This window comes from Ponticaulis koreensis DSM 19734, assembly GCF_000420665.1.
In the GTDB taxonomy this organism is placed as follows: domain Bacteria; phylum Pseudomonadota; class Alphaproteobacteria; order Caulobacterales; family Hyphomonadaceae; genus Ponticaulis; species Ponticaulis koreensis.
Map to the genome: position 1 here is coordinate 1880888 of NZ_ATVJ01000001.1, position 17727 is coordinate 1898614.

General features: G+C 56.3%; 12 protein-coding genes. 11 read left to right on the top strand and 1 reads right to left on the bottom strand.

What is annotated here, in order from left to right; translation table 11 throughout:
• Positions 1 to 14: 14 nt before the first annotated feature.
• From G523_RS0109620 to G523_RS0109630, 3 genes are read left to right on the top strand one after another with little or no spacing between them, the layout of a single operon-like run.
• The gene (locus G523_RS0109620) at positions 15 to 803 is read left to right on the top strand and encodes an SDR family oxidoreductase (protein ID WP_022694846.1); all 789 of its coding nucleotides are present in this window, start codon (positions 15 to 17) and stop codon (positions 801 to 803) included.
• Positions 804 to 822: 19 nt separating this feature from the next.
• Positions 823 to 1845 (top strand): alpha/beta hydrolase, encoded by a 1023-nt coding sequence (locus G523_RS18850; RefSeq protein WP_022694847.1) that lies wholly within the window; start codon positions 823 to 825, stop codon positions 1843 to 1845.
• Positions 1846 to 1851: 6 nt separating this feature from the next.
• The gene (locus G523_RS0109630; RefSeq protein ID WP_022694848.1) at positions 1852 to 3003 is read left to right on the top strand and encodes an AAA family ATPase; all 1152 of its coding nucleotides are present in this window, start codon (positions 1852 to 1854) and stop codon (positions 3001 to 3003) included.
• A gap of 193 nt (positions 3004 to 3196) precedes the next feature.
• Here the strand turns inward: G523_RS0109630 and G523_RS20335 are convergent, their stop codons facing one another.
• A complete protein-coding gene (locus G523_RS20335) occupies positions 3197 to 4042 on the bottom strand; it encodes a hypothetical protein (protein ID WP_022694849.1) in 846 nt (281 codons plus the stop codon).
• Positions 4043 to 4296: 254 nt separating this feature from the next.
• Here G523_RS20335 and ileS point away from each other — a divergent pair, with 254 nt between their 5' ends.
• The 8 genes from ileS (at position 4297) to G523_RS0109675 (ending at position 17647) form a co-directional block, all read left to right on the top strand.
• Positions 4297 to 7254, top strand: coding sequence for an isoleucine--tRNA ligase (ileS, locus tag G523_RS0109640; protein ID WP_022694850.1), 2958 nt, complete (start codon positions 4297 to 4299; stop codon positions 7252 to 7254).
• Positions 7247 to 7861 carry a signal peptidase II gene (gene lspA, locus G523_RS0109645; RefSeq protein WP_022694851.1) on the top strand — a complete coding sequence of 205 codons (615 nt, stop codon included), beginning with the start codon at positions 7247 to 7249 and terminating at the stop codon, positions 7859 to 7861. Before ileS ends, lspA begins: the two co-directional genes overlap by 8 nt.
• A gap of 53 nt (positions 7862 to 7914) precedes the next feature.
• Positions 7915 to 8472: a DUF3035 domain-containing protein gene (locus tag G523_RS0109650; protein ID WP_027441600.1), complete on the top strand. Its 558-nt coding sequence runs from the start codon at positions 7915 to 7917 to the stop codon at positions 8470 to 8472.
• A gap of 39 nt (positions 8473 to 8511) precedes the next feature.
• Entirely contained in the window at positions 8512 to 9882 is a 1371-nt protein-coding gene (locus G523_RS0109655; RefSeq protein WP_022694853.1) for a M16 family metallopeptidase, read from the top strand.
• Between the two features lies 1 nt (position 9883).
• The gene (locus tag G523_RS18860) at positions 9884 to 11341 is read left to right on the top strand and encodes a M16 family metallopeptidase (RefSeq protein WP_022694854.1); all 1458 of its coding nucleotides are present in this window, start codon (positions 9884 to 9886) and stop codon (positions 11339 to 11341) included.
• Between the two features lie 82 nt (positions 11342 to 11423).
• A complete protein-coding gene (gene mutL / locus G523_RS0109665) occupies positions 11424 to 13388 on the top strand; it encodes a DNA mismatch repair endonuclease MutL (RefSeq protein ID WP_022694855.1) in 1965 nt (654 codons plus the stop codon).
• 51 nt (positions 13389 to 13439) lie between these two features.
• Positions 13440 to 14246, top strand: a complete 807-nt coding sequence (locus tag G523_RS18865; protein ID WP_051134823.1) for a pseudouridine synthase — start codon at positions 13440 to 13442, stop codon at positions 14244 to 14246.
• 122 nt (positions 14247 to 14368) lie between these two features.
• Positions 14369 to 17647, top strand: a complete 3279-nt coding sequence (locus G523_RS0109675) for a S41 family peptidase (protein ID WP_022694857.1) — start codon at positions 14369 to 14371, stop codon at positions 17645 to 17647.
• Positions 17648 to 17727 lie beyond the last annotated feature (80 nt).

Consider the following 17727-nt stretch of genomic DNA (forward strand, 5'->3'; position numbering starts at 1 on the left):
GCGGGGAGACAATCATGAGCCTGACAGTTCCAAACGTATTCAATGTAAATGGCAAAGTTGCGCTGGTCACAGGCGGTGGCCGCGGCCTTGGCAAATCTATCGCTGAGGGCTTTCTCGCAGCGGGCGCGGCCAAAGTGTATATTGCATCGCGTGACGCTGAGGCACTTGAGGCAACAGCGAAAGAACTCTCTCCTGAAGGCAAATGTATCGCTATTCCGGCAAACCTTGCGACGGTTGAGGGCGTCAAAGCGCTGGCAGACGAGATCAAGGCGCGCGCAGACAAGCTGCACATCCTCGTCAACAATTCCGGCGCGGCATGGGGCGGACCTCTGACCGGCTTTCCTGAGAAGGGCTGGGACAAGGTATTCGACCTGAATGTCAAAACACCTTTCTATCTGACAGGTGAGCTGGTTGAGCTGATGGATGCTGCTGGCACACATGAAGATCCTGCGCGCCTGATAAATATCGGCTCCATTGCTGGCGAAGTCTGCTCGACGCTTGGCGCATACCCGTATGGCCTGTCCAAAGGCGCGGTGCATCAGTTCACGCAGATGATGGCGCTGGAACTTGCGCCGAAGAACATCACGTCCAACGCTATCGCGCCGGGTCGCTTCCCGTCCAAAATGACCGAGTACGTTCAGAACGATAAAGAGCGGTATGACGCAGAGGTTCAGGCTATTCCTCTTAAGCGCTGGGGCAAAGACGAAGATATTGCTGGAACGGCGCTTTTCCTTGCTGGTCCGTCAGGGGCCTTCATCACGGGCGCGATCATCCCGGTCGATGGCGGCGCGCGTTTGCGATAAACAACTCGGGAGTATGAACATGAAGCGTTCTGCGTGTCTGAATACCTTGGCTCTGGCCGCGCTAGGTATGGCGTCCACGTTTTCCGCGAGTGCGCAGGACGCTATTCCGCTCATGGATTTTTACACGGTCGATCAGCGCTATTATCGCAATGTGGAAACCCATCCGGAGATTGAATGGCCGACGCTCACCTTCGCGCCCGGTCAGACCGTGAGTTTCGACCGCCTCTATAAAGAAGAGGATGGACGAAAACTGCATGTCGATGTGTTCGGGCCCCCTGAAGAGGCTCGAAACGCGCAGGCAGTGATCCTCGTGCATGGAGGTGCCTGGCGGTCTGGAAACAAGTCTCACATGTTTCTGCTGGCAAACCTTCTTGCGCAGCGCGGCTACACCATCTTCACGCCGGAATATCGCCTCTCTGCTGAAGCGCCTTATCCGACCGGGCTTGTCGATCTTAATGATCTGATCGTCTGGGTGAAGGACAATGCAGAGGAATTTCTCATAGACCCAGCTGCGGTCTCCATTGCGGGCGGCTCATCTGGCGGTCATATGGCCGCGCTACTCGGATTTTCGTCAGGCGAAACCCTTTTCCGATCTGACGCGGGCGACGATACCAGCCTTGCCGCTATTATCGATATGGATGGGGTGCTGGATTTTCGAACGGATCTCGCCCTCCAATATGAAAACCGTGCTGGAGCAAACTCGGGCGTAGCCCTCTGGGTAGGCGGGGCATACGAAACCGCAACGGACCTCTGGGTCGAGGCAAGCCCGGTTGTGCATCTCTCGGAGGACGCGCCACCAACGCTCATCATATCCAGCGGAAATCCACGTTTCACCGAAGGGCATCTCTCAGTCGAGGCATGGCTCACCGCGCGGGATATTCCCTACGAGTTCTACAGCTATGAAGATATGTTCCATACCTTCTGGCTGTTTGAACCTTATGCCTCTGAGGTCGCTGACCGGATTGATGGTTTCCTGGAACGCGCGGTCACAGCGGCTACGGAACAACGCGTGGTGCAACCGTCACGTTTCTGCTTTAGATAGTAAGCCATGCTGACCTCGTTTGCCGTTAAAGACTATCGCTCGCTGCGCAATATCAGGCTCCCTCTGGAGCGCCTGAATGTCATTACCGGCCCAAATGGCAGTGGTAAGTCCAGCCTGTATCGCTCACTTCAGCTCCTGGCGTCGGTCGGGCAGGGGCGGGTGATTAGCGCGCTCGCCAATGAGGGCGGCCTAAGCTCCACGATATGGGCTGGTCCTGAATCAATTGCTCAGTCAGTGAGACGCGGTGAGCATGAACTGGAAGGAACGGTTCGCAAGCAAACCATTTCGCTCAAACTCGGGTTTGCCAGCGAAGACTTTGGCTATGCCATCGATCTTGGCGTGCCGATAGGCGGAGGAACCGTTTTCCTTAGCGATCCTGACATAAAGACTGAAGTTGTCTGGGCGGGACCCGTTCTGCGCCGCGCAAATGTGCTGGCACAACGAAATGGCCCTCTGGTGACCGCGCTCGGCAGTCGTGGGGAGCGGGTCTCCATCAAGACCGATCTTGCCTCCTACGACAGTATGCTGACCTACGCCGCTGATGCTTCAACTACGCCGGAACTTATTGAGCTCCGCGAACGTATGCGTGGCTGGCGCTTCTATGATCAGCTTCGCACCGACAAATATGCGCCATGTCGGACGCCCCATGTCGGAACGCGTACTTTCGCCCTGGCAGAAGACGGATCAGACCTTGCCGCAGCTATCGCGACGATCCGGGAAATTGGCGATGGTGCTGCGTTTGAACACGCGATTGAAGATGCATTTCCGGGAAGTCGCGTAGAAATTCTCCAGCAGGGCGGTCTGTTTGACATCGTTCTGAAACAGCCCGGAATGCTGCGCTCACTTCGAACGGCAGAGTTGTCTGATGGCACGCTGCGATTTCTTCTGCTGGCAGCTGCCTTGCTCACGCCGCGTCCGCCTCAGCTTATGGTGCTGAACGAACCGGAAACCAGCTTGCATTCAGAGCTGATATCAGCACTTGGCAGGCTGATCCTGAGAGCGTCTGAGGACTGCCAGATGATTGTGGTGAGTCATAATGCCCACCTCGTCGAAATCCTTGCCGGTGAAGGCGGTCAGTTGTTGGAACTGTCTAAGGATTGGGGCGAAACGCAGGTTGAAGGCGCTGACCCTGTGACCTTCAACTGGCCATCACGCTAAAGGCGCGCGTTTGCTGTAGTTCAATACGATCTTCCTGCGTGTCCTCTACCCTCTTCAGGGAGGGGCACGGGGCACTGCAGTTTGTGGCGCCCCTGCTTTAGAGGGGGAGGGCTCGGGCAGACCGGAAACGCATGTGTCCTTGCATGCAATGTAGAGTAAGCAGTAGAGCTGACGATGCGTGCTAACGACGTCATTACGAGTCCTTGAGCGCGTTAAAGTGCGCTTGGTGATTGGGATCGGGCTTAAAGTCCGAGTATAAGTTGAGCTTTTTATAATTTGACCGTAGTTCTGTGAACTCTGGGTCGAAGCCGATGTAAAAGACTAGCATCTTTTCCTCCGGTGAAAGCATATCAAGAAGGGTGCGAGTGAGGAGTTTGCATTCCGGTGGTTCAGCGATGTCGCCAGTGTTGTTCCAGTGGAAAATGATGTGAGAGAGTAAGAGATTGAGATAATTCATGGTTACGCGGACACGGCAGCGTTGTGTTCCACCGCCGTTGTCCAAAGTTGATTTTATTATTTCCAATCGTTTTGTATTGTCTTTGGCACCCTTAAGGCGATCTTCCAATTCCTGGAGGAGACCAGAATAAGTGCTCATTTGGGTTACATGCTTTTTTCGTTCTGTCTGCAATTCTTTGAATATGTTGAAAAAAACTTGAATGAAAATGTCTTTTTCAGCTTTTCGGTTTTGCTCTTCTAGCGCCCGTTTTGAACCGGCGAGTTCACTTCTAGTGTAGCGAAGTTCCTGACGAGAGATCCTTAGCTCATTTAGTTGTAATTTTATGGTGAATAGCAGCGCTATCAAAGCCAAAAAAGACAAAATTGGATTCAGGGTTCCACCTAAATAATCTCCGAACGTTCCCCAGTCGGCTGTGGATGAACTGATAGTTTGCCCCGCAGAAAAGAAAAAGCTGACATAGATTAGGACAATGCCAACACACGCAATTGCGCCTATGACAGTAAGAATGGTGAGCAAGCGAGGCGGTTTGTTTTCTTCTATTTCGACGGTTTCGTCCCGCGCGCCGTTTGTCGAATTTTCCATGTATTTCCCCCGAAGTTCTGGAAGCAAAGCTTTATCGGCGTGATTTAGTGAGCTTGCAACGCTTGCTGCCCCAAACACCGTCGACAACCCCGACTAACCCTGCTAACGCATCGCCCATGCAATGCGCCGCTCTGATATATGTCATTCGAATTAGCGGCCCGGCCGTCAGCTGAACCACAGCTCGCGGTCGGGGTATTTGTTTTTGCTCCCAATTTTCAAAGAACAACCTGCTGCTGATTGAAGACAACCGAACTATGGCTGATACAGACAACACCTCCGAAGGCGGACGCGATTACCGCGAGACGCTGTTCCTTCCGAAAACCGAATTTCCGATGCGTGCGGGCCTTCCAAAGGCCGAGCCTCAGTGGATCGAGAAATGGGATGAGCTGAAGCTTTACGAGCGCCTGCGCGAAGAGAGCAAGGACCGCCCGAAATTCGTCTATCATGATGGCCCTCCATACGCGAATGGCGATATCCACCTCGGCACCGCGATGAACAAAATCCTGAAAGATATTGTCTGCCGCTCACACCAGATGTCCGGCTATGACGCTGGCTTCATTCCGGGTTGGGACTGTCACGGTCTGCCAATCGAGTGGAAGGTGGAAGAACAGTTCCGCGCTAAAGGCAAAACCAAAGAGCAGGTGACCGGTTCAGAATTCCGCGCGGCCTGCCGTGAATATGCTGCGCACTGGATCGATGTTCAGCGCGAGCAGTTCCGTCGTCTCGGCGTGAACGCGGAATGGTATGAAAAAGACGGTGATCCGAACACCGGACCATACCTGACCATGCGTTTTGAATCCGAAGCGAAGATCGTTTCTGAATTCCTGACGATCGCAATGTCTGGTCTTCTGTATCGCGGCGCGAAACCGATCATGTGGTCTCCGGTGGAGCAAACCGCGCTCGCTGAAGCCGAGGTCGAGTATCACGACCGCAAGGCGACAACGATCTGGGTGAAATTCCCTGTCGTGGGCGAAGACTTCCCGGTGGTCATCTGGACGACGACGCCATGGACCATTCCTGCGAACCAGGCGGTCAGTTTCAACCCGAAGATCAGCTATGGCCTCTATGAGGTGAAAGCTGTGATGTCCGAGGAAGAGCTCGGCTTCAAGCCGTTCGCAGAAGTCGGCGATCGTCTTGCGGTGGCAGACAATCTCGCAGCAGATGTCTTCGGCGCGGCGAAGGTGTCTGAATATACGCGCGTCAGCGACGTCGATCCGACAGGCTGGATGCTGAAGCACCCGTTCAACGGCGCTGAGTTCGGCGAAGGCTTCTGGGATCATGAAGTGCCAATGCTGGCTGGTGACCACGTAACTGATGACGCGGGTACAGGCTTCGTTCATACCGCGCCTGCGCACGGTGATGATGACTATATTGTCTTTCTGGGATCTGGTCGTACGGCCAAGGAAATCCGCGATATCGTTGATCCGGAAGGCGCTTACCGTCCGGACGTGCCGCGCTTTGCAGGCCTCGATATCATCCGCACATCTGGCAAGAAGCGTGGACAGGACGGCAAAGCCGGTCCTGAAGTGCTGAAAGCCCTTACTGAAGTTGGCGCTCTGCTCGGCCGTGGCATGACCACGCTGCGAGATGCGCACTCATGGCGCTCCAAAGCGCCGGTTATCCGCCGCGCGACGCCGCAATGGTTCATCGCGATGGATAAAGCCGACCGTGATGGTAAAACCCTGCGTAACAAAGCGCTGGCCGGTATCGATCAGACAGATTTTGTGCCGGCTGCTGGCCGCAATCGCATCCGCTCCATGGTGGAAGGTCGCCCGGACTGGCTGATTTCCCGTCAGCGTAACTGGGGTGTGCCGCTTACGCTGTTCGTGAATGCCGATGGCGAGCCACATACGGTTCTGCCGCAAGCCTCTGAAATCAACGACCGCATCCTCGAGACTATCCGTAATGGTGGTGTCGACGCATGGTTCACCGCTGAGAAAGCCGATCTGCTTGGCCCGGGCGTGAATGTCCATGAATGGGAGAAGGTGACAGACGTTCTGGACGTCTGGTTCGACTCCGGGACCACCCACGCCTTCACCCTGCGCGAGCGCGGTATCATTGATGACGCGACCGGTCAGGCCGACGTGTATCTGGAAGGTTCTGACCAGCACCGTGGCTGGTTCCAGTCGTCACTTCTGGAAAGCTGTGCAACACGTGGCATCGCACCGTACAAAACGGTCGTCACGCACGGCTTCATCGTGGACGGCGAAGGCCGCAAAATGTCGAAGTCTATCGGCAACACGGTGAACCCGCTCGACGTTGCCCAGAAGAACGGCATCGAAATCCTGCGCCTCTGGACGGCGACGTCTGACTTCACGGAAGATCTGCGTATCTCTGACGAGATCCTGAAGGCGAATGTGGAAAGCTATCGCCGCCTGCGGAATACGTTCCGCTATCTGCTCGGCGCGCTCGACGGCTATTCAGAAGACGAAAACGTGCCGCTGGAAGACATGCCGGGTCTGGAGCGCTGGGTGCTGCATCGCATCTCCGAGCTCGATGTTCTGGTGAAGTCGGCTTACGAGAAATTTGACTATAAGCGGATCATGTCTGCGTTGATCAATTTCTGCGGTGTGGACCTTTCTGCGGTATACTTCGATATCCGTAAGGATGCGCTCTACTGTGATCCGATCAGCTCTACGCGTCGCCGTGCGAATCGTATGGTGATGAATGAACTGCTGAAGCGCCTTTGCCTCTGGCTGGCGCCGGTTATGCCGTTCACAACTGAAGAAGCGTTCCAGACAAGCCACCTGGCTGGCATGTCCGACAGTGTGCACCTTCTGACATTCGAAGATGTGCCTGCAGACTGGAAGAATGATGAACTCGCTGAAAAGTGGGCGAAAATCTTCAAAGTCCGCCGTGTCGTGACCGGCGCGCTGGAAGTTGAACGCCGTGAAAAACGCATCGGTTCGTCGCTTGAGGCGGCTCCGGTGGTCCACATTGACGACGCTGACCTGCTTGGTGCTTTCGATGGCGAAGATGCAGCTGATCTCTTCATCACGTCCAAGGCAATTCTAACCGACGCACCAGCGCCGGGCGTTGCCTTCCGTATGGAAGACGTGCCGGGTGTTGCGGTTGTGCCGGGAATGGCCGAAGGTCGCAAATGTGCTCGCAGCTGGAAGTATTTCGATCCTGCCGAAGCGCTGGATGACTTCCCTGACATCACACCGCGTGATGCCGCGGCAGTGATGGAATGGGACCAGTCGAATGGCTAAAATGAATGTATCCCGCGTAGTCTGGGCGATTGCGGTTGCTGGCGTGATCTTTTTTCTCGACCAGCTGACCAAGCACCTTGTGCTGCGCGAGGATGTATTCAATGCGCTGGCGTGCCTCGATCGCACCCAGCCTTGCGGCAAGATCGAGATTTCCTCTGTGATGGATTTCTCAATGGTCTGGAACCGCGGTTTCAGTTTTGGCATGGCCCAGTCTGAAGGCTGGGCGCGCTGGGCGCTCGTGGCGCTCCAGTTTGGTGTGTCTGCCCTGTTCCTCGGTTGGCTGCTTCAGGCGAAGCACCGCGTCACCGCACTGTCGCTTGCAATGGTGATTGGCGGCGCGCTGGGCAATGTGATCGACCGCATCCGTTTTGGCGCTGTGGTCGATTTCTTCGACTTTTCAGGGCCATGGTTCGGGATCGAATTCACCCTTCCTGGCTTCATGGCTGGATTGGAAAGCATATTTACGCCAGAGCACCTGCTTGACGGCAGGCTCGGGCTGGGCTTTCCCTATGTGTTCAATATTGCAGATGCAGGGATTACCGTCGGCGCGATTCTGTTGCTCATCGATCAATTCTTACTGAAGCGTCATGATGTAGACGCTAGATGAGCTGGAAAATCCGCGCTAGGAAGACGTAAACCGGAATGAAAGAGGCAGGTTCGATGAAATCAAAGGCGTTCGCAGTGTGTGGTGTCGCGATAGCCGCAGTTGGTCTGGCAGGCTGTAGCTCGCTTGGTCAGTCTTCAGGGTTTTCCCGCACAACTCCTGACGAGTTCAACGTTGTGACAAAGCCGCCTCTGGTTGTTCCACCAGAATATGCGCTGCGTCCTCCGGCTGTTGGTGCCGTTCTGCCAGCTGAGCTGCAGAATCAGGGCAATCCGGGCCGCACAATTCTGTTCGGACAGGATCTGGGACAGGGCGCATCCGCAGGTGAGCGCGCTCTAGTGACCGCAGCTGGCGCAGCCGCAGCAGACCCGACAGTTCGCACTCAGGTTGATTTCGAAAGCGCACAAATCATGCGTAAGCCGAACACAATCGTCGGCCAGATCTTTGACTTTGTTCCACTGAACAACACTTCTACAGATGCAGACGGCAATCCGCTGGACGCTGACGCAGAAGCGGCGCGCTTGCGCCAGATTGATTCTGTAAACAGCGCAACCGGCGGTGGTGCTGTTGTAATTGAATACGGAGAGGCAGGTTTCAAACTGCCGGGCACTTAGGCCCATTAGACATCATCAGACAGGGAGGCCCCTTACCCGATGCGATTGATCCGTTCACTGGCCCTCGCAGGGGCCTTGTCCTGCGCTGCCCCGATGGCGCTACTCGCGCCGCAGGCTGTCGCTTCAAGCGAAACTGAAGCCTGGGCACCAGAAACCTTCACCCTCGAAAATGGTATGGAAGTTATCGTGCTTCCTGATCACCGTGCGCCGGTTGTGACGCATATGGTGTGGTACCGTGTTGGCGCAGCGGATGAGCTGCCTGGCAAATCCGGTATTGCTCACCTGTTCGAGCACCTCATGTTCAAAGCGACTGACGACATTCCTGCGGGCGAATTTTCTAAAATCGTCGCCCGTAATGGCGGTCAGGACAACGCGTTCACAAGCTGGGACTACACAGCATATTATCAGCGCGTCGCCGTCGACCGTCTTGAGACGATGATGGAAATGGAAGCGGAGCGCATGACCGACCTCATCCTCTCTGAGGATCAGGTTCTGCCAGAGCGCGACGTTGTTGTTGAAGAGCGCCGCCAGCGCATCGAGAACAATCCGGGCGCGATCCTGTTCGAAATGATGATGGATGAGCTGTTCGAAGGCCATCCGTACGAAATTCCGATCATCGGCTATATGGACGAAGTCACACAGCTGACCCTTCAGGACGCGAATGATTTCTACGGCTATTGGTATGGCCCGCAGAACGCAATTCTCGTCGTCGCAGGTGACATCACAGCTGCAGAGCTGCGCCCGCTTGCCGAAGACATTTATGGTTCAATCGAGCCAACAGCTGATCTGGAAGAGCGCGTCTGGCCGGAAGTTCAGCCACTCGCTGAGTCCATGACGCTCACACACTCTGACCCGAAAGTGCGTCAGGAAGAGTGGGATCAGTACTGGCAGTCCACGTCTTACAGCGTGAACACAGAAACGCTTGAACCGCACGCGCTTGATCTTGCTGCGCAAATCCTTGGCGGTGGCCGCACAAGCCGTCTCTACCAGGAGCTGGTTGAAGAGCAGGGCGTTGCTGTCAGCGCTTATGCATTCAGCTGGACTGACCTGCGTGCAACCGGCCTGTTTGGCATGGGTGCGTCGCCTGCAATGGGTGTGGACCTTGAAACGGTGTCCGAAGCTGCACACGCAGTTCTGGCTGATTTCATTGAGAACGGCCCAACTGAAGAAGAACTGGCGCGTGCTCAATCCAGCATGATCGCAAGCTCTATCTTCCAGCGCGACAACCAGGCGAGCATGGCTCAACTTTACGGTAGCGCTGCAGCGCGTGGTGACGACCTCGATCGTATTGCGACATGGCCACAGGAAATCGAGTCTGTGACACCAGAAATGGTTCGCGAAGCGCTTGCGCGTTACATCGCTGACCAACCGTCTATTCAAACCCAGTTGCTGGTTCCGGAGGAAAGCTAACATGAATTTGAAACCGCTTTCTCTTGGCGTTGCAGGTGCAGCGCTTCTGTCAGCCTGTGCGACAAGCACGCCTGTAAACGAGCCGGCTCCGGTTTCTGTTGCGACACCGCCTCCGGTTGTTGAGACAGTTGAAGAAGAAGCCAAAACAGGTCTTTCCAACATTCAGGTAGTTGAAGCCTCCGGTGGTTATTCTGCATGGCTGGTCAGCGAACCAGCTATTCCTATCGTGTCCATCAATATGGCATGGAGCGGCGGTGAAACGTCTGACCCTGAAGGTCTGACCGGTGCAACCGGCCTGATGACCTATATGATGAACGAAGGCGCTGGCGAACTCGACTCCAATGCGTATGCGACGCGCATGGAAGAGCTGAACATGTCCTTCGGGTGTACGTCTGGCGATGACTGGACGTCTTGCTCCATGTCCACGCTGTCTGAAAACTTCGAAGAAGCCATGGACATGGTCCGCATGGGCCTGACAGAGACACGCTTTGATGCGGCGCCGTTCGAGCGTTCCATCGAAGAAACTCTGATCGCCCTTCAGCGCGCTGAAACCAATCCGGGCACACTCGCGCGTCGTGCGCTTTATGAGACGATCTATCCTGAAGGTCACCCTTATGCGCGCTACGCGACACCGGACACAGTTCAGGCTGTAACCATCGACGATCTGCGTACACAGCGTGACAACATCATGGTTCAGGACACGCTTCTGATCACGGCTGTTGGCGACATTTCAGAAGAGCGTCTTCTGGCTGCTATGGAGTCAACTTTCTCCGGTCTGCCAATGAGCGGCACGACTGCAGTTGTTGAAGATGTCGTTCTTCGTGACGCACCTACAGAACCTGTTGTTCGTGATCTGCCTCAGCCGCAGTCTCTGGTCGCCTTCACAGCGCCTGGCGTCGACCGCGATGATCCGGACTTCTTCGCAGCTTATGTTGCGAACTACATCCTTGGCGGCGGTGGTTTCTCTGCCCGTCTCATGGATGAAATTCGCGAAAAGCGTGGCCTGACTTACGGCATTTACACGTCTCTTTCCTCTCAGGATCACCTGTCTCGCTGGAGCGGGTCGTCCCAGACGATGAACGAGCGTGCTGGCGAGCTGATCGGTCGTACACAGGCTGAGCTTTACCGCCTCGCAACCGAAGGTCCGACGGAAGCTGAACTCGAAGATGCGAAGTCCTATCTGACGGGTGCATACCCGCTCGGCTTTGACTCCAACGCGAAGATTGCCGGCCAGATGATGGGCGTGCGTCAGGACGACCTCGGCATCGACTATTTCGAGCGTCGCAATGAACTCGTGAATGCTGTGACGATTGAAGAAGTCCGCAGCGTGGCAGCAGAATATCTGATGCCTGAGAACTTCACGTTTGTTGTTGTCGGTCAGCCGGAAGAGCTCGACATGATTGGTGAGTACTTTCAAGACTCACTGGCGCCTTCTGCTGAAGAAGAAGCTGCTGAATAGCCCTGATTTCGGCTGAAACAGCTGTTAAGAGTCTACGGCCTGCCCATATCGGGCGGGCCGTATTTCTTTTAAACTAGCCGCTATGCCTGATGATTCGTCTCTCCATACGCCAGAACAATCCCGCCTGAACCGCGCGGGTGGTATTCGTCTGCTGCCACCTGATGCAGTGAACCGGATCGCTGCTGGTGAAGTGGTGGAACGCCCGGCTGCGGCCATCAAGGAACTCGTTGAGAACGCACTGGATGCGGGCGCACGCCATATTACTATTGAAGCCGAGGAAGGTGGATGTACTTTCTTCCGCGTGAGCGATGACGGTTGCGGCATGGATGCGGACGAGCTGACGCTAGCTGTGGAACGCCATGCGACATCCAAGCTCCAGTCTGACGAAAACGGCCGTGTAGACCTTCTCAACATTTCGACGCTTGGCTTTCGCGGTGAGGCTTTGCCATCCATCGGCTCGGTTGCGCGTATGACACTGCTCTCGCGGTCTGAAAGCTCTGATGATGCATTCGAGCTGAGAGTCGAGGCAGGTCGTAAGAGCGATCCGAAACCTGCCGCCTGGAAAGGGCTTCTCCCACACGGCACCAGCATCACGGTTGAAGACCTTTTCTACGCGACGCCTGCGCGCCTGAAGTTTATGAAATCCTCGCGCGCCGAAGCGATGGCCGTCTCTGACACCTGTCGCCGGCTCGCCATGTCTCGCTCCGATGTTGGCTTCGAGCTCACGCAGAACGGACGCTCTGTCTTCCGCCTGAAAGCCGAGGGCGGTAAGCCGGAAGAATCTCGTCTGGCCCGTCTCGGCGCGATTATGGGCCGTGAGTTCCGCGAAAACGCGATGCAGATCGACGCTGAAAAAGAAGGCGTGCGTATTTCCGGTTTCGCAGGGCTGCCAACCCTCAATCGTGGCAATAACCAGCATCAATATCTCTTCGTAAACGGCCGTCCCGTGAAGGACAAACTGCTCACGGGTGTTATCCGCGCGGCGTATCAGGACTTCCTCGCGCGAGACCGTCATCCGATGGCGGCTCTGTTCGTCGATCTCGATCCCGAGGCCGTGGACGTGAACGTGCATCCGGCAAAAACCGAGGTGCGCTTTCGGGATGCCGGTCTGGTGCGCGGCCTGTTGATTGGCGCGCTGCGTCATGCGCTGGCAGATGCAGGCCACCGCGCGTCTACAACAGTAGCAGGTCAGGCGCTCGGCAAAGTAAATGTCGAGCAGGAGCGCCCCACCGCAAGCCTTTGGCGCGCATCCAGCTTGCATGCCGAACCGGCGCAGCGTCCGGTCATGCCGCAACGCCCTTGGGGAGGCGATTTCGAGGCTCAACCGGTTCAGCAGGACCCATCTGTCAATTTCCGCTCTGATGCGCCGGTTCCAATGCCGGAAGGTTTTCGCGAGCCAGCGCGGACCATGGACGATCCAATGTCTGTGCGCGTTGAGCAGGACAGGTCTGCCCCCGAAGTTGAAGCGCTTCCGCTTGGCCTCGCCAAAGCCCAGCTGCACGAAACTTATGTCATCGCGCAGACCAGAGACGGTATTGTCATCGTCGATCAGCACGCAGCCCATGAGCGTCTCGTCTATGAGCGCATGAAAGCGGATATGGCCGAGAGCGGCGTGAAGCGTCAGGCGCTGCTTATCCCCGAAGTTGTCGAGCTTTCAGAAGATGAGGCAGAACGCGTTCTGTCACGTGCGCCGGAACTTGAGGCGATGGGCCTTGAGATTGAACCCTTTGGCGGCGGTGCGATTTGTGTGCGGGCGACACCGGCGCTGTTTGGCAATATGAATGTCCACGGTCTGATACAGGATCTGGCCGATGACTTCGTTGAGTATGACGCCGGCCTCTCGCTGAAGGAGCGTTTTGAAGAGGTAATGGGCAATATGGCCTGTCGCGGCTCCGTGCGGGCAGGGCGCAGACTGACCTCTGAAGAGATGAATTCCCTGCTTCGTCAAATGGAAGCGACACCGTATTCCGGTCAGTGCAATCACGGGCGTCCGACCTATGTGGAACTCAAGCTCGCTGATATTGAACGCCTGTTCGGGCGACGCTGACACGAAGCGAGATTGCTTGATCTTGGACCGGCAAGCTCGTATCGCACACTCATGAGTGATTTTGAGAAAACCTTCGACGGCGAAGAGCCGGTCCGCGTCAATAAATGGCTGGCCCAGTCCGGCGTTTGTTCGCGCCGTGAAGCCGAAGGTCTCATCACATCTGGCACGGTCTTTATAGATGGTGAAAAGGTTGAAGATGCGGGCCGCAAAATCCTTCCGGGCCAGACGCTGACGCTGAACCGAAAGGGCGCAGAAACGCTCTCGTCCAAGCGGACCATCATGCTGAACAAGCCGGTTGGGTTCGTCTCTGCGACGCCGGAAGAGGATCAGATCCCCGCCATCCGTCTGCTGACCAATGAGAACCGTGTAGGAAAAGGCGCGCCGGTGCGCGGCAATGACAGTCTCGCACCTGTCGGACGGCTCGATATGGATTCTCGTGGCCTCCTCATTCTGTCTGACGACGGCACGGTGGCTAAAGGCGTGATCGGCCCTGATGCTGATCTTGAGAAAGAATATATCGTCCGCATTCGTGGTAAGATCACGGGCAAGAAAATGGCTTTGCTCCGCGAAGGGCTGGAGCTGGACGGGCGCAAACTGAAGCCTGCGCGCGTGACAGGCATTGCCGACCAGACGCTCCGCTTCGTTCTGCGCGAAGGGCGTAACCGCCAGATCCGGCGTATGTGTGACCTTGTTGAACTGCGTGTCATTGATCTCGTCCGTGTGCGGATTGGTGCGTTGAAACTGGGCGGTCTGAAAGAAGGCTGCTGGAAAGAGCTTCGATCACACGAAATTGAAGCCCTGCTTCGCAATCCAAGCCTTGAGGAACTCAGAGGCAAAGGCCCTGAAAACAAGCGCTGATCGGGCTGTTTGCAGGGGCAGGGATTTGCGTAATACTCGGCCATATAAACAATTTGTAACCTTGATTATTATTGGTCAACGATATCAGATTGCCCCGCTGAATTGATTTTCCGGGGGTAGCTATGCGCTCATTTCTTATGTCGTCTCTTATTGGTTGCGCTGCATTCGCACTGCCAGCAGCCGCTCAGACGCAGGGGTATTACCAGACCCCGACCGCGAACGATAATGTTCTGATTTTTGCGAGCGAGGGTGACCTCTGGCAAACGAATGCGGCTGGTGGAACCGCCTTCCGCATGACGACGCATCCGGAAGCGGAAAGCTCGCCAATGCTGTCTCCGGACGGGGCATGGGTTGCGTTTCAGGCGAATTATGACGGGCCGTCCGAGATTTACATCATGCCGGTCGCCGGTGGTGCGCCGCGTCAGGTAACGTTTGGCGGCGGCGGTGTCGCCCTGCGTGGCTGGACGCCGGACGGTGAGGTTCTCATCGCGAACCGCAATATTCCTGGCCCTGTGCAGCGTATCCTGCAAACCGTTGATATCGACACGTTCGTCACGACGGATATTCCGCTGATGGAAGCCGATCAGGCCGCGTTCAACGAAGACGGCAGCACGATCTTCTTCACCCGCTATGGCCTCTCCATGTCCAACGACAACGCCGTTCAGTATCGCGGCGGCGCGATGGCGCAGCTCTGGCGCTATGACATGGATTCTGACGTTGAAGCCACACGCCTTGCCGCAGACCATGGTGCAGGCATGCGTCATCCGATGTACTGGAATGGCCGCGTCTATTTCGTTTCCGACAAATCCGGCTCGGACAATATCTGGTCCATGAATGAAACTGGCGATGATGTGCGTCAGGAAACCAGCTCTGAACGCTGGCTGATGCGCCAGCCGTATATGCATGACGGTGTGATCTATTATCACCGCGGCGCTGACATCTACAGCTATGACCTGACCTCTGGCGAGACAACTCTGGTGAGCCTCGCTCTGATTGGCGATGGCGACTATCAGCGCGAGCGCTGGCTGGATGACCCGCTGAACTATATGAGCTCTGCGCAAATCTCTCCTGAAGGCGATTCTGTCACGGTCACAGCGCGCGGTCATTTCGTGACGGCGCATCTGAATGACCGTCGCCGCATTGAATACACGCTGCCGGAAGGTACGCGCGCTCGCGATGCTGTCGTCAGCGGTGATGGCGAATGGATTTATGCCTGGGTTGGCAATGAGGACCGTCAGGAATTCTGGCGCTTCCCTGTGGATGGCTCCGGCGAGGGCGAAGTCCGCTATGCGAACCATGATGCGTTCGCGTGGGATATCGTGCCGGTTCGTGACAGCGCGAAAGTCGTCTTCCCTGACAAGGCGGGCCGCCTGATGATGCTCGACCCGGAAGCGGGTACGATGAGCGAAATCGACATGACCGAGAGCAGCAATGACAACGCGTTCTCCGGTTTCAACTTCACATCTGATGGCCGCTACATGGCCTATGAAATAGGTGACGCGCGCGATATCGCGCAGGTTGCCGTATACGACTTCGAGACTGGCACGCGCACGGTTCTGACCGATGGTCGCTTCCCGTCTTACTCTCCGGCAATCGCGGAAGATGGCAGCTGGCTCTATTTCCTCTCCAGCCGCAATTATGATCCAAATCCGGGCTCTCCTTGGGGCGACCGGAATATGGGCCCGGCCTTCAATGACCGCGATCTGGTCTACGCGCTTCAGCTTGATCCTGAGGCTGATTTCCCGTTCCAGCGTCCTGACGAACTGATGATGGAGGATGCGGACGCAGACGAAGACACAGATGAGGACGAAGCAGACGAAGAGGCTGAAGACGAAGGCATCGTCATCAATTTTGACGGTGCAGCGTCTCGCCTCTGGCAGGTGCCGGTCAGCGCAGGCAATTACTCCAATCTGTCCGTCACCGGAAAGCATCTCTATCTGATCGAGCGTTCCGGTCGTTCTGGCGCGATCAAACGTATCGAGCTGACATATGATGAACCTGAGCTGGAAACCTATACCAGCGGTGTAATGGGCTATTCGCTTTCCGGCGACCGCTCGACCATTCTGGTCGCAAAGCGCGGGGATCAGCCAAGCTTCTTCCTCGTGGACGCAGGACAAGGTTTCCCGACGGATACGGGGCCGGCGCAGGTTAATCTCTCTGACTGGAAGCTGCGTATCAATCCGGATGATGAATGGGAGCAGATGGCCAATGACGCATGGCGTCTGCACCGTGATTTCGCGTTCGACCCGAACCTTCGTGGCCTCGACTGGGAAACGGTCGGTGAGCAGTTCCTGCCTTACGCAGATCGCATTGGTCACCGGACTGAACTGAATGACCTGATCTCTCAAATGTCTGCCGAGCTTGGTATTCTGCACAGCCAGATTCGTCAGGGTGATGTGCCTGAAGATGAAGAGAGCGGTGCGCCAGCCTTCCTTGGTGCAAGCTTTGCCCGTCATGCTGATGGCCTTGAAATCGTCGATGTTTACGAGCCTGAGCGTGACCTTCTTGATACGCTCGGCCCGTTGCAGCAGCCAGGCATGGATTTCCGTGAAGGCGATGTCATCACGGCGATTAACGGCACTGCGATCCGCACTGAAGCTGATCTTTCCCGTGCACTGGATCACCGCGCAGGCGAGCAGGTGCTTGTCACCTATGAGCGCAATGGCGCCGAGATGCGGGATATCGTAGAGCCAGTTTCCCGCCGCGGCCAAAGCGGCCTTTACTATCGTGACTGGGTTCAGACGAACCGAGACCGTGTTGCCGAAGCAAGCAATGGCGAGATCGGCTATCTTCACCTGCGCGCCATGGGTAGCGGTGACGTTGCGAGCTTCGCGCGTGATTTCTACGAGCATTTCGACAAAGACGGCCTGATCATTGACGTTCGCGGCAATCGCGGCGGCAATATTGATAGCTGGATCATCGGCACGCTTCTGCGTCAGGCCTGGGCCTTCTGGCAGAGCCCGCATGGCGGCCCGGCATACACCAACATGCAGCAAGCCTTCCGTGGTCACCTCGTCGTTCTGATTGACGAGAACACCTATTCAGACGGTGAGAGCTTCTCTGCCGGTGTGAAAGCGCTCGAACTTGCGCCTCTGATCGGTACGCGTACGGCAGGTGCTGGTATCTGGCTGTCAGACCGAAACCGTCTCGTGGATGGCGGTCAGGCGCGTGTGGCTGAATACGCCCAGTATGGTCTGGATGGCCGCTGGCTCGTTGAAGGTTATGGCATCGGACCGGACATTGAGGTGGATACACCGCCGCTCGCGGCGTATCGGGGTGAAGACCACCAGCTTGATGAAGCTCTGCGGTATCTGGAGCAGCAAATTTCGTCTGATCCAATTCCGGAACTGTCTCCTCTGCCAATTCCGCCGGTTGGCACACACGGACGCGATGTCGACTAAACGTCCCTCCAAACTCTGATCGTGAGCGGGTTCTGCCAGTGCAGAATCCGCTTGCTATTACCCTGATCGCGCATAGCTTC